Consider the following 13,099-nt stretch of genomic DNA (forward strand, 5'->3'; position numbering starts at 1 on the left):
CCGCCCCGTGGGACAAGAAGAGGTCCGAATACCCGCAATAGCGGACGTAACTCTTCTGGTCAGTACGGCAGAACCCCGGCCCGGCGCGTACGGGGGGAGCGCGCCGGGCCGGGGTGGTGTGGGGGTGTCGCCGGGTCAGCTCAGGTGCAGCTGCTGGCCCGGGTAGATGACATCGGCGTCGCTGACGATGTCCTTGTTCAGCTCGAAGAGCTTCTCCCAGCCGCCCTTGACCTTCTTCGCGTCGGCGATCTTGCCGAGGGTGTCGCCGGACTTGACCTTGTACTCGCCGTCACCCTTCTTGATCTCGGCGGGCGCGGCGGGCTTCGCGGTCTCGGCCTTGGGCTCGGCCTTGGGCTCGGAGCGGACCTCGCTGCGCGAGGCGGGCTGCTCGGCGGCGCGCGGGGCGGCCTGCTCCTGCTTCTTCTCCGTGGAACCGGAGGTGTCGACACCCGGGTCGACACCGTCGTTGGTCAGGCCGCCGGCACCGGCGCAGGCCCAGGCGCCCGGGCCCTGCATGTCGAGGAGCTTCTCGGCGGTGGCGATCTGCTGCGCCTTGGACGCCTTGTCGGCGGTCGGGGCGTACTGCGTGCCACCGGCCGCGGCCCAGCTGGACGCGGAGAACTGCAGGCCGCCGTAGTAGCCGTTGCCCGTGTTGATGGACCAGTTGCCGCCGGACTCGCACTGGGCGACAGCGTCCCAGGTCTCGACGGAAGCGGCGGAGGCCGAGGTCGCGCCCATCAGCGGGACGGCGACAGCGGCGCCGGTGATACCGGCGAACGCGGCGAAACGCATGGCCTTGGACGGGGCACGGTGCTTGGCCTTGCTGGAAAACAGCATGCGACATCTCCTCACCGACGCCTACGAGGTGAGCTGTCGGGTTCGGGCCAAGTGAGTGCCCGGCCGCACGACGACCTGCGTCGCGCGGCTTTACCCCAAGCCGGTTCCGTTCGTCTTTCGACGTCCGGGCCCGGCGCCTACCTGGGTCCCCCGCTCCTGCCTACGGCGCTTTACGCGTCAGTTCCCCCCGGCCGCCGGCAGGATTCGGCGTGACGGTCGACGGGGCCCGCGGTGGCGAGCGGTCTGACGGTAAACACATGAGCCCTTGATGTTCAAAGACGCACATCAGGGAGATATCGCCCTTCCCTGCCCTTACCTGACCCACATTCGCGCAGGTCAGGGGAGGAACGGGCGGATCGTCCGGGCCGCGCCCACCAGTTGAGGCAAAGAGACCCTTGTCTCACTTATGCCAAACTGGACATAGCGGCCCGAACTACCCCCCGAAATCAGCCCAGATCGAGGCTCTGGCCAGGGACGATGAGGTCCGGGTCGGAGCCGACGGTCTTCTCGTTCGCGGCATAGAGCGCGGCCCAGCCGCCGCTCACGTCGTGCGCGTCGGCGATGGCCCAGAGGTTGTCACCGGCGCGGACGGTGTACTCGCCGTCGGCGTTGGCGGCGTCACGTGTCGATCCGTCACCTCGGGAGGCGTGGCGGCCCGATTCGCGCCCGATGCCCGGATCACCGGATACGGCGCTGTCGGCTTCCCGCGCCTCTTCGCCGCGGTGCTTGCCCTTGGAGGTGCCCTCCTCGGGGGTGGGCGAGGCGGTCCCGGGGGAGGGGGCCTCGGGGTCGTCAGACGTCTTGGCGTCCTCGGACACCGGGGGCGCCGTCGGCTCAGCGGTTTCGTCCGCCTTGTCGGCCTTGTCAGCCTCGTCAGCCTTGTCGGCCTTCACGCTCTCGTCGCCGGTCCCGGCGGGCGCCTCGGTCGTCGGCTCGGACGGCTCCTGGGTCTCGGCGTTCTCCGGCGTCGCGGTCGACGTGTCGTCCTTCGGCTCGGCGGTCGCACCGTCATCCGGGGCGGCGTCGTCACCCTCCGTCAGGCCGGAGATGAGCGCGCAGCTCGGCCACGCCTGCGGTCCCTGGTCGGCCAGCACCTTCTCCGCCACCTGGATCTGCTGGGAGCGGCTGGCGAGGTCGGCGCGCGGCGCGTAGGCCGTACCGCCGAACTTCTGCCAGTTCTCCGGGGAGAACTGAAGCCCGCCGTAGTAGCCGTTACCGAGGTCGGCGCTCCACATGCCGCCGCTCTCGCAATCGGCGACTCGGTCCCAGGTCGTGGCTTCGGCAGCGTTCGCGCCGGTCGCGCCGAGCAGCGGGATGGCGATGGCCGATCCGGCGACTCCTGCCGCGACGACGAGAGCTGGAGCCTGACGGGGGCGGCGGTGCTTACCGTTCCCGGAGCGCATGCGGTGGCCTTTCGAGTGACGGCTGAGGTTGACGGTGAACGTAGCCCTACTCGAACGTTTGTTACAAGTCGATGCAGCGTAGATCACGTGAAGGTCTCGAATTGACGTAGCGTCACCTCGTTTCGGCGTCGAACTCCACGGGCAAGGTGCGCAGTCCGCGCATGATGAGGCCGCCGCGCCACCGCAAATCGTCAGGTTCCACCGCAAGCCGCAAGTCCGGCAGGCGTCGCAGCAACGTCGCGATCGCCGCCTGCCCTTCGAGCCGCGCCAGCGGCGCACCGAGGCAGTAGTGGATGCCGTGCCCGTAGCCGAGGTGCTGGTTGTCGCGGCGTGAGAGGTCGAGCGTGTCCGGCTCACCGAAGCGCTCGGGGTCCCGGTCCGCGGCGGCGAGTACGACGAGCACGGGGTCGCCGGCCGCGATGTCCTTGCCGCCCAGGGTCAGCGGCTCGGTGGCGTACCGCCAGGTGGCGAGCTCCACCGGCCCGTCGTAGCGCAGGAGTTCCTCCACCCCTGTGGCGAGCAGCTCCGTATCCCCCTCGGCGAGCGCGCGTTGGAGGCGTTCGCGCTGCTCCGGGTGGCGCAGGAGCGCGTACACGCCGTTGCCGATGAGATTGACGGTCGTCTCAAATCCGGCGAAGAGGAGAATGAAGGCCATCGCGGCCGCCTCGTTCTCGGTGAGGTGCTCGCCGTGGTCGCTGGCGCGGATGAGGCCCGAGATGAGGTCGTCGCCCGGTTCTTCCCTTTTACGGTGGATGAGTTCGGCGAGGTAGTTGCGCATCTTCTTCACCGACCGGGCCACTCCCCCACGCGGCCCGCCCCCGTGCCGGATCATCATGCCCGCCCAGTCGCGGAAGTCGTCCTGGTCCTCGCGCGGTACGCCGAGCAGGTCGCAGATCGCGTAGATGGGGAGCGGAAAGGCGAAGTCGTGGATGAGGTCCGCGCTGCCCTCCGCGATGAAGTTGTCGATGAGCTGGTCCGTAAGCTCCTGCACCCGCGGCGCGAACTCGGCCACCGTGCGCGGAGTGAACGCCTTCGACACGAGGCGCCGCAGGCGCGTGTGGTCCGGCGGGTCGATGTTCAGCAGATGCGTCATCAACTCGGCCTTGCGCTCGCCCGGAATGCCGGTCTTGCCCTTGGCGTGCGCGGAGCCGGCGTGATGGGCCGGATCCTTCGAGAGCCGCTGGTCGGCGAGAGCCTGCCGCGCGTCGGCGTACCGCGTCACCAGCCACGCCTCGACCCCGCTGGGAAGGGATGTCCGATGTACGGGCGAGTGCTCACGCAGCCAGGCGTACGCCGGATAGGGATCGGTGGCGAACTCCCAGGTGAAGAGTTCGGGCATGGGGGCGGGGTGAGGCTGGTCGGGCATGCCCCCGACAGTATCGGCCGCCCTCGAGAGGAATGCCGAGGCCAGGTCCCGGACCGAGCACTACGACGATGAGCAGGAACTACTCGGCGCGGCCCTCCGCTGCTCGGATCGCGTCCCGGTACGTGCGGGCCGCGGCACGCAGCGCCGCCTCCGGGTCCACGCCGGACGCCTCCGCCCGTACCGCCATCGCCAGCAGTTCGTAGCCGATGCCTTCGCCCGCCGGCAGGGGGACGTCGAGGTCCGCGGTGCGTACGCGGGAGGAGAGCTTCGCGGCCAGGGCGAGGCCCGGCTGGCCGAGGGGGACGCCGTCCGTGACCGAGTCGCGCTGCTTCTCGTCGGCCTTCGTCCGCAGCCAGTGCGCCTTGACCTCTTCGGGGGTCTCGGCGGTGTCGTCGCCGAAGACGTGCGGGTGGCGGTGGATGAGCTTGTCCACGATCGTCCCGGCGACGTCGTCGATGGAGAACGGCTCGTCCGGATCTTCCTGGGCGATACGCGCGTGGAAGACGACCTGGAGGAGTACGTCGCCGAGCTCCTCGCGCAGTTCCTCGCGGTCACCGTCCTCGATGGCCTCGACGAGTTCGTACGCCTCCTCGATGCCGTACTTCGCGAGTCCCTTGTGGGTCTGCTGCGAGGACCACGGGCATTCGAGGCGGATGCGGTCCATCACCTGGACCAGGTCGAGGAGGCGCGCACCCGGCAGGTCGTACGAGCCGGGCAGCAGCTCCAGGTCGGGCATCTGGACCCGGCCGGAGCCGGCCAGGCGGGCGAGACCGTCGGTGAGGGCCTGGTCGCCCTCGCCGGACGGGAGGACGACCACGGTGCGCCCGCCCTCGCACGCGTCCAGCAGCTCCTGGGCGGTCGGGGCGGCGTGCTCGACGGCGACCCCCGCCTCGCGCAGGTACGGCAGCTGCGGGTGCCCCGCGTCGGCGCACAGCACGAGGTCCGCCGCGCGCAGCGTCTGCCACGCGGGCCAGGACAGGAGCCCGGGCGCGACGCGGTGGCTGGCGGTGAGGAGGACGATACGGCCGGGGGCGGCGGGCTCGGATGCGGAGGCTTCGCTGGTCACATGTCGAACGTACCTCGGCGGTACGACAGCCCGGGGGCCAGCCCTCCTGCTACGCGCCCGCCTCCGGCGCCTCCGGGGCCGCTTCCTTCGTCACCTGGGTGATCCACGGCGCCTTGTAGTCGCCCAGCTGCATCTTCTCGTCGTCCCACGTGCCGTAGCGGGGGTTCACGTCGATGTCGAGCGCCTTCGACGCGGCGACGAACGCCTCGTTCACCTTCTGCTGGCCCTCGGGGGTGTTCGTCGCGCCGATCTTCGCGGCGAGCTTGCCGACCAGGACGTCCCGGCGCAGGGCGTCGTCGATCTGGTCCGGGGCGACACCGCGCTGCTGGAGGTACATCGCGGCCAGCTGCTCCTCGCCGCCCGCCTGCCCGGCCGCGTCCTCCCGCGCCTTCTGGATCTCCTTGCGGCTCACGCTCGCACCCGCGTCGTCCGCGGCCCGCTGCACGATCTTGTCCACGATGAGGTCGTAGAGCTTGGCGCGGCCGAGCTGCCCGGTCGAGCCGATGAGCTGGGCGGCCTGCGGCGAGGTCTGCTGGGCCTGGCGTACGTCCTTGACCTGTGCCTGGAGCGCGGAGACCTCGATACGGCCGCCGCCCACGACGGCCGCCGCTCCTGGATGCGCCTCATTGCCGCACGCGGCGAGAAGCGGCGCCGCGATCAGAAGCGCGGCGGAGACGGAGAGCGCGGTGCGACGGCGGCGGTGCAAAGGGTGCCTCCCGGCGGTGATCGTGCGGCATAGCAACGACAGTGCGACGAACGACCTTGCGGTGATCGATGTTAGGCAGTCGGAGTGGTCCGGGCCACTGATTCGCCCAACGATTCGTTCGTGTTCGTGGATGCGCTGTCCCGGGAGGGCCGGGAATCCCGGCGGGATTCCCGTGCGGGGCCGCCCAGCATGATCGTGCGGGAGACGACGAAAGTGACCGGGATCGCGGCCGACGCGGCGATCAGCGGGGCGTACGTGCTGTTGAGGCGCAGGACGTCCACCAGGAGATAGACGCCGCTCGTCGTGATCACGAAATTGGCGGCGTTGGTGAGCGGGAAGAGCAGGAATTTCCGCCACGTGGGCCGCGTGTTGTAGGTGAAGCGGCAGTTGAGGAAGAAAGAGCCCGTCATGCTGACGGCGAAGGCCAGGACGTGCGCGGCGACGTACGGCAGCCAGGGCAGGAGCAGCAGGTAGCAGGCGTAGTACGTCCCGGTGTTCACCACTCCCACCAGGGCGAACCTGACCAGCTGGCGGCGGATCACCGGCGTACCAGCTCGCGGCTCTCGGTCAGAGGCGGCGCGGCGGCGGGCGTGGGCTCCACATTCGTCGCCTGCACGAGGAAGTGCGGGCGGCGTTTCACCTCGTAATAAATGCGGCCGACGTATTCGCCGACTACGCCGATCATCAGCATCTGCACTCCGGCGAGCGCGGTGACGGCGACGAGCAGCGTCACATAGCCGGGGGTTTCCACTCCGTTCACGAGGGTGACACCGACAATCCACGTCGAATACGCCATGGCGACGGCGACCAGCAGCAGGCCGAGATAGAGCGCTGCCCGGAGCGGCTTGTCATTGAAGGAGATGAGACCGTCGAGTCCGTAGTTGAGCAGCTTCGAGAAGGTCCATTTCGAGCGGCCTTCCTCGCGTACGGCATTCTCGTACTCGAAGGTGACGGTGTTGAATCCGACCCAGGCGAAAAGTCCTTTGGAGAAGCGGTTGTACTCGGTGAGTTCGAGTACGGCGTCGACGCTGCGGCGCGACAGCATGCGGAAGTCACCGACGCCGTCGACGAGTTCGACGTCGACCAGGCGGTTGATGAGCCGGTAGTACGCACGGGCCGTGAGCGTACGCGTGACCCGGTCGCCCGCCCTGGTGCGGCGGGCGACTACCTGGTCGAAGCCCTGCTCGTGCAGCGCCACCATGCGGCGGACCAGGGCCGGCGGGTGCTGGAGGTCGGCGTCCATGATGACGACCGCGTCGCCCGAGGCGTTGCGCAGGCCGGCCAGCATCGCCGCCTCCTTGCCGAAGTTCCGGCTGAAGGAGACATAGCGCGTGCGCGGGTCGGACTCGGCGATCTCCTGGAGGATCGCGAGCGTACGGTCCGTGCTTCCGTCGTCGACATAGACCAGTTCCAGTGCGACCGGACTGCCCAAACTGCCGAGTTCCTCCGTCACGTGCTCGTGGAAGCGGCGGACGATCTCCTCTTCGTTGAAGCACGGGACGACAATTGAGATGAGCACAGCTCTCCCCCGATGGTCAGTCAGCTCAGCGAAGAACAGCCGCCGGATATGGCGGACTCCAACTCTCCACATGACGTGTCGGCAACCAATGCGTGAACTCACCGGGTTTTGTGCGTTTTTAGGCGGCCGCAGTGTCATTGAGATCTCTTTTTCCGTCACATGCTGGCTTATTGGGTATCGGGGGCAGTAGAAGGATCAACATGTCGATTACGGAAGCAGCCAGAGGCCGTGCGGCCGCATTGTCCGCGCTGTCCGCGCTGATAACGGTGGTCTCGGTGTGCGCCGGTGACGCGATCGCCCGCTCCTTCCCGTTCGGGCCGCGCACACGCGCCGTCAATGACCTCGGCAACCAGTTCGTGCCGTACCACGCCCGTCTGTGGGACGTGCTGCACGGGCGCGCGGACGGCGGGGCGCTGGTCAACTGGCAGTCCGGGTACGGCACGAGCTTCCTGCCCGACATCGGTACGTACGTCAGCAGCCCGTTCGCCCTGCTCGTCGCGCTCTTCCCGCGCGACGCGATCGACCTCGCGGTGTACGTCATCACCGTGCTGAAGATGGCAGCGGCGGCGGCCGCGATGACCGTGCTGCTGCGCGCGCTGAGGGAGGGCGGGAGCCGGTGGTGGGCCGCGGGGCTGCTCGGTTCGGCGTACGCGCTGTGCGGGTGGGCGGTCACCGAGGCCGTCTACAACCCGATGTGGATGGACGGGCTCGTCGCCTTCCCGCTGCTGTGCCTGGTGGGGGAATGGGCGCGTACGGGACGCCATCGCGTCCTGGGGCCGGTGATCGTGGCCGTGGCCTGGGCCGCGAACTTCTACACCGCGTACATGGCGACGCTCGGGGCCGGCCTTGTTCTGCTGCTTCGGCTGCTGACCGACGACGCTTCCCCTTCTGTACGGGCGCGACTGGGCGTACTGCTGCGCGCCGCCGGCACCACCCTGCTCGGCATCGGCCTTGCGGCGCCGGTGCTGGCCGTCGTCTTCCTCGGGTCGACGCACGCCTACCCGGGCTGGAGGCGGGAGTTCGCGCCGGCGGGGTGGGCCGATGTGCTCGCGCGGGCGCTCCCGGCGACGTACAGCTTCTTCACGCCCGCGGTTTTCCTCGGCACGGGTGGGCTGCTGCTCGCCGGCACGCTGCTCTTCAACCGGGCGGCGCCCCGGCGCGAGAGACGGGCGTGGACGCTGCTCGTCGTCGCGGTGGCGGTGTCGATGCAGTGGGGGCCGACGCACCTGGTCTGGCACGTCTTCGCCACGCCGAACGGCAGCCCGTACCGGCAGACGTTCGTGCTGGCCGGCGTGCTGGTGATCGCGGCCTGGATCTCGCTCTCGTACGGCTGGCCGGGGCGGCGGGCGCTGCTGGGCGGGACGGGGGTGGTCGCGCTGCTTGCCGTGGGTGCGGCGACGAGCTCCCGGATCACGTCGTGGACGTACCCGCTCGTGGTGGCGGGGGTGGCGGCGACGGTGGGCGCGGTGCTGCTGGCGAGGCGGGCGGAGGGCCGGTTTCCCAGCCGCGCGCGGCGAAATCCAGCCCGTCCGGCGTTTGAGGAGCGGGGTCTGGGGCGGAGCCCCAGTTTCGGGAAGGGGCGGGTAGGGGAAAGCCCCGCAGGGTTGGCTCGCGGAGTGCTCGTGCTGAGCGCCGCCCTCCTCCTCATCGGCGCCCAGGTCGCGCAAGCCGCCGTCACCACCGCCTACGCCGACCGCCAGCGGCTCGCCAAGCTCGACGACTACGCGCCGTGGGGCGACCGGCAGCAGGCCCAGGCGGACGCGGTGGCGGAAGCCGACGGGTGGCCCGCCTACCGGACCGAGCCCGGCCGTGAACAGACCACCGCCAACGACCCACTCACCGTGGGCGGCCAGGGCGCGGCGTACTACAGCAGCCACACACCCGACGTCCTCACCCGCACGCTCGCCGCGCTCGGCGCCGGCTGGACGTCCAACGGCCGCGCCGTCCAAAGCCTCGACAACCCGGTGACCGACGCCCTCTTCTCCGTCGGCGCGCGCGTGCGGATGCCGCGCGACCCGCATCACAGCTGGTCACGGCCCGACGCCCGCAAGGTGACGGTGACGCGCGCCGCGGTGCCGCAGCTGGTCACCGTGCGCCCGCCCGGCCCCGAGCCGCGCTTCGGCGCCTCCCCCTTCCACAACCAGGAGAAGCTCCTCGGCGCCCGCGTCTACTCCCTCCCGCGCACCGCACTGCGCGGCGCCACGCTGACCGCCGCCTGCCCCGCCGGCAGCGGGGTCTTCCTCTGGGCGCCCGGCTTCTCCGGTACGGCGCGACTCGGACGCGGCGGTACGCCGACCGAGCTGCGCGGCAGCGTCCCCGCGCGGCGGGCCGCGATGCAGCCGCTCGGGGCCGCCGGGGACGACGGCCGCGTCGTGATCAGGCTGAAGGGCGCGGGGGCCGGCAAGCTTCCGCGCGAGAGCGTCGGGTGCCTGGACCTGGACCGGCTGGCCGACGCGGTCGATGGCCTCCGCTCGGGCGGCGCGACCTCGGTACGCGTCACCGACAACGGCGTACGGGCCGCGCTGCCGCCCGGCGCGAGGGGAACGGCCGTCTTCGCCATGCCGCGCATCACCGGCTGGAGCTGCCGCACGGACGGCGCGAAGGCCCGCCCCGCCGACTCCTACCTGGGGCTGGTCGCCGTCCCCCTGGACGGCCGCACATCAGCTGTGACCTGCGACTTCACTCCGCCCGGGCTGCGCATCGGCGGGCTCGCGGGCGGACTGTCGCTGCTCGTGCTCATCGCGGTGGGCGTCCTGCCCCGGGTCCTGTCCCGGTTGCCGTCCCGGCGTCGCAGGAGCCACACGAAGACTTCACCCGAGGACCATCGGCTCGTGGCCCGCACGGCATGAGCTGCGGCGTACGGTCGGCCGCCTGACCCCCACTCACAGGACCGAAGCCAGAGGCGAACCGCATGCCATCTCCGCTGAGCAACCGGCTGACGAAGTGGGCCCTCGGCCCCGTCGCCGCGCTCGTCGACCAGCGCATCTCACGTCACACCGCGGGGCTCCGCCGCGAAGTCACCGAACTGCGGCGCACACAGCACGGCGTCGGCATGCTCCTCGACCGGACCGGCCGCGGCCAGCACCGGATGCCGACGCCCGAGCAGATCGACACGCTCGTGCGTGAGGTCGGCGCGGCGACGGACGCGGGCGAGCGCGCCCGCCGCAATGTGACCGTGGCCTACCGCAATGTGGTGGCTCTGGAGGCGCTGGGCGTCGGCCGGATGGCGGGCGGCACGTCCAACGTGTGCGGCAAGCTCGCCACCGTCCCGCTGCTCGCGCGGCCGCAGGGCAAGGACCGCAACGTACTCGAAGTGCTCGAAATCGGCACTCTGCACGGGCTGTTCGCGGCCGCCCTGATGCGGATGCTGCACCGCACGGGCGTCGAGGCGACGCTGACGATCGTCGATCCGCTGGCGGGCTCGCAGCTCCAGCCGGGCACCTCGGACTACGAGGAGCCGACGGGGACCCCGGTGCGCGAGGACGTCGTACGGGCCAACCTGGCACTCGGCGGCGGCCGCCCCGGCACCGGGGCGCGCATCCGGCAGGGCTTCTCGGGGGACCCGGAGGTACGGGCGGCGGTCTCGGACCGTGAGTACGGCGTGATCGTCGTCGACGGCGACCACTCCTTCGAGGGCGTCCTGGCCGACCTGGAGTGGGCGGAAACGATCGCCGCGCCCGGCGGGGTCGTCGTACTCGACGACTACGGCGACGGGCGCTGGCCCGGAGTCAAGGACGCCTTGGACAAGCACCTGGCGGGCGGCGACAGCCGGCTCACGATGGTCGGCCGAGTCGCCACGTCCGCCTTCTTGCGAGCACGCTGACCGGGCTCAGAGGTCCCGCATCCGCTGGTGGCGGTCGAGGGCTCGGCGGACGTCGGACGGCAAGGGGTGGTACGGGCCGTACGCGCGCTCGGCGTCGTACAGCAGGCTCTGCAACTGGGCGTGGGCGGCAGCGTGGTCGCCCATCGCCAGCAGCAGGTTCGCTATCCGGTGGCGGATGTCGAAGGCGCGGGCGGCGGCGTCGGTCGCGGTCGCTGCCGCTGCCGGTCCGCCGACCCCGTACTGGTTCTCGTAGTAGGGCAGCAGGCCGCGGTACTCGGCCAGGGCCGCGGCCGGTTCGCCCAGTTGCTCCAGGCACTGCGCCGCGTCATACCGGAACTGGAGCGCCTGCGGGTCGGCCAGGCCGGACTCGGCGGCGCGGTCGTCGGCGAGGCGGCGGAGCTCGGGAAGGGCGCGTCGGTACTGGCCGTCGTCCAGCAGCGTCGCGGCGTACTGCTTGCGCAGGATGCGCACGACCGGGGAGCGCTCGCCGTGCTGGGCGGCGGCCGCCGGGAGGATCCCGCCGAGGATGTCGACGGCCTGGGTGATGCGCCCCTCGCCGAGGAGTTGCTTGACCTCGTCGACGGCGCCCGCGACGTCCGGCTGCGCCTGCGCGGGGGTGGGCTGGGCGACGGGCGGGGTGGTGGCGCGGTCGGGCCAGGGGGCGTGCGGGCGCAGGAAGGGGCGGGTGGGGTCGAGCGGCCCCGACGGTACGCCACCGTGCGCGGGCAGCAGCGGGACCAGCGCCTCGTAGACCTCCTGGGCGGAGGACGGGCGGTGCTGCGGGTCCTTGGCGAGCAGTCGCAGGACCAGCGCTTCGAGCGGCTCGGGGATGTCCTGGCGGAGCTGGCGGACGGGGAGCGGCGGCTCGTACAGGTGACGGTGAAGGACCCCCAGGACGGTCGACCCGGCGAAGGGAACGTTGCCGCTGAGGAGTTCGTGCAGGAGGACGCCGAGGGCGTAGAGGTCGGTGTACGGGCCGACCGCGCCGCCCATCGCCTGCTCGGGCGCCATGTAGGCGGGGCTGCCGATGGGCGAGCCGGTGTGGGTGAGGCGGGTGGTGTCCATGTCGAGGACGGACGCGACGCCGAGGTCCAGGACGGTGACCGTGCCCTCGGGCTTGACCATGACGTTGCGCGGCTTGAGGTCGCGGTGGACGATCGGCACGGCGTGTACGGCGGACAGCACGGCGCAGAGCTGCGCGGCGACCGAAACGGCCCACGGCCAGGGGTACGGGTCGTGCTCGGCCAAGTGGTCGGCGAGGTCGGCGCCCTTGACGTACTGCATGACGAGGTACAGGTCGTCGTCGTCGCTGCCCGCGTCGTGGACGGTGACCAGGCCCGGGTGGTCGACCTGCGCGGTGACGCGGCACTCGCGCACGAAGCGGCGGCGCATCTCGTCGGCCGCGGTGGCGGCGGCCATGCGGTCGGGGCGCAGCAGCTTCACGGCGACGCGGCGGTCGAGGCGCTGGTCGTACGCCGTCCAGACCTGGCCCATGCCGCCCTGGCCGATGACGGTGGACAGCTCGTAACGCCCCGCGATGATCCGTCCGTTCACCGGTCCTGGTCACCCCGCTGGTCCTTGCGCAGGAGGTCGCTGAGCTCGTCGAGCTCGGCGCGGACCTGGTCCATGCGCTGGGGATTTTGCTGGCGCTGGGTCTGCGGCTGGGGCTGAGGCTGGAGCTGCGGCTCGTACGGCGTTTGGTGCAGATGTGGATGGGGGTGTTGCTGGTGTGCGTGTGGTGGCTGTTGCGGCAGCGGGGTCGGCGCCGGGTTGACCACCGGGGTGCTCGCGTACGGGTTCGGGTAGCCGTACTGCGGCGGGGCGGCCTGTGTCTGCTGGACGTACGGCCCGTAGGGGGCGCGTGGGCCGGTGACGGTGTGCCGGCCGCCGCCGGTCGCCTGGAGCCGCGCGTAGTGCCGGATGTCGAACGTCAGGAAGTACCCGGCGGTCGCCGCTCCGAGGAGCAGGACGAACGACAGGGCTATGTCGGTCTTCACGTCTCCTTCAGGCAGCGCGCCGACGACGGCGAAAGCCGAGATCGCCACCGGGATGCTCGCCCACGCGGCCACCCAGTCGAACCAGCGCCCGCTCAGGATCGCGATGCGGAACAGCGGAACGCAGGACAGCATGCCGCAGCTGAAAACGGCACAGAGGGGGAACAGCACACGCATGGTGATGACGACGCCGTCAGTGCGGACTGGCGGCGTGTTGCCGGAGCCGTGCATGGCTGCTCCTGAAGACCTGGTGAACGTATGTGGGGACACTCGGCGCGGTAAGCGCTTTGAGCGTATACACCGACACTGACAACGGCCCCCAGGTTGTACGGATCCGATGTGGCCCGCCTCACGCCTGCCTGACGCCCGCGGCCTCACGCCGCCC

Annotated in this window: 11 protein-coding genes and 1 riboswitch; of the genes, 2 read left to right on the forward strand and 9 right to left on the reverse strand. The window is 70.9% G+C overall.

The window, feature by feature from the left end; genetic code table 11:
* Nucleotides 1-135: 135 nt before the first annotated feature.
* From ABZX79_RS16570 to ABZX79_RS16600, 7 genes are all read right to left on the reverse strand, one after another.
* Nucleotides 136-837: a transglycosylase family protein gene (locus ABZX79_RS16570; RefSeq protein WP_355257172.1), complete on the reverse strand. Its 702-nt coding sequence runs from the start codon at nucleotides 835-837 to the stop codon at nucleotides 136-138.
* 3 nt (nucleotides 838-840) lie between these two features.
* Nucleotides 841-1,015: riboswitch (cyclic di-AMP (ydaO/yuaA leader) on the reverse strand.
* Between the two features lie 268 nt (nucleotides 1,016-1,283).
* Complete coding sequence (locus ABZX79_RS16575; RefSeq protein ID WP_355257175.1) at nucleotides 1,284-2,240, reverse strand: transglycosylase family protein; 957 nt, start codon at nucleotides 2,238-2,240, stop codon at nucleotides 1,284-1,286.
* Between the two features lie 112 nt (nucleotides 2,241-2,352).
* Nucleotides 2,353-3,606 carry a cytochrome P450 gene (locus tag ABZX79_RS16580; protein WP_355257178.1) on the reverse strand — a complete coding sequence of 418 codons (1,254 nt, stop codon included), beginning with the start codon at nucleotides 3,604-3,606 and terminating at the stop codon, nucleotides 2,353-2,355.
* A 79-nt stretch (nucleotides 3,607-3,685) separates the two neighbouring features.
* Entirely contained in the window at nucleotides 3,686-4,672 is a 987-nt protein-coding gene (locus tag ABZX79_RS16585; protein ID WP_355257181.1) for a nucleoside triphosphate pyrophosphohydrolase, read from the reverse strand.
* Between the two features lie 49 nt (nucleotides 4,673-4,721).
* Nucleotides 4,722-5,378 carry a SurA N-terminal domain-containing protein gene (locus ABZX79_RS16590; protein WP_355257184.1) on the reverse strand — a complete coding sequence of 219 codons (657 nt, stop codon included), beginning with the start codon at nucleotides 5,376-5,378 and terminating at the stop codon, nucleotides 4,722-4,724.
* Between the two features lie 71 nt (nucleotides 5,379-5,449).
* Nucleotides 5,450-5,905 (reverse strand): GtrA family protein, encoded by a 456-nt coding sequence (locus ABZX79_RS16595; RefSeq protein ID WP_355257673.1) that lies wholly within the window; start codon nucleotides 5,903-5,905, stop codon nucleotides 5,450-5,452.
* Between the two features lie 11 nt (nucleotides 5,906-5,916).
* Nucleotides 5,917-6,897, reverse strand: a complete 981-nt coding sequence (locus ABZX79_RS16600) for a glycosyltransferase family 2 protein (protein WP_355257187.1) — start codon at nucleotides 6,895-6,897, stop codon at nucleotides 5,917-5,919.
* Nucleotides 6,898-7,097: 200 nt separating this feature from the next.
* Here ABZX79_RS16600 and ABZX79_RS16605 point away from each other — a divergent pair, with 200 nt between their 5' ends.
* Together ABZX79_RS16605 and ABZX79_RS16610 are read left to right on the forward strand one after the other, a co-directional pair.
* A complete protein-coding gene (locus tag ABZX79_RS16605) occupies nucleotides 7,098-9,746 on the forward strand; it encodes a YfhO family protein (protein WP_355257190.1) in 2,649 nt (882 codons plus the stop codon).
* Nucleotides 9,747-9,808: 62 nt separating this feature from the next.
* Nucleotides 9,809-10,720 carry a class I SAM-dependent methyltransferase gene (locus tag ABZX79_RS16610; RefSeq protein WP_355257193.1) on the forward strand — a complete coding sequence of 304 codons (912 nt, stop codon included), beginning with the start codon at nucleotides 9,809-9,811 and terminating at the stop codon, nucleotides 10,718-10,720.
* Between the two features lie 6 nt (nucleotides 10,721-10,726).
* Here ABZX79_RS16610 and ABZX79_RS16615 read toward each other — a convergent pair whose 3' ends face one another.
* Nucleotides 10,727-12,274, reverse strand: a complete 1,548-nt coding sequence (locus tag ABZX79_RS16615; protein WP_355257195.1) for a serine/threonine-protein kinase — start codon at nucleotides 12,272-12,274, stop codon at nucleotides 10,727-10,729.
* On the reverse strand, nucleotides 12,271-12,945 hold the full coding sequence (locus tag ABZX79_RS16620; RefSeq protein ID WP_355257198.1) for a hypothetical protein: 675 nt from the start codon (nucleotides 12,943-12,945) through the stop codon (nucleotides 12,271-12,273). The genes ABZX79_RS16615 and ABZX79_RS16620 overlap by 4 nt, the downstream gene beginning before the upstream one ends.
* Nucleotides 12,946-13,099 lie beyond the last annotated feature (154 nt).

The organism is Streptomyces sp. NPDC002994 (genome assembly GCF_040611155.1).
Classification (GTDB): Bacteria; Actinomycetota; Actinomycetes; order Streptomycetales; family Streptomycetaceae; genus Streptomyces.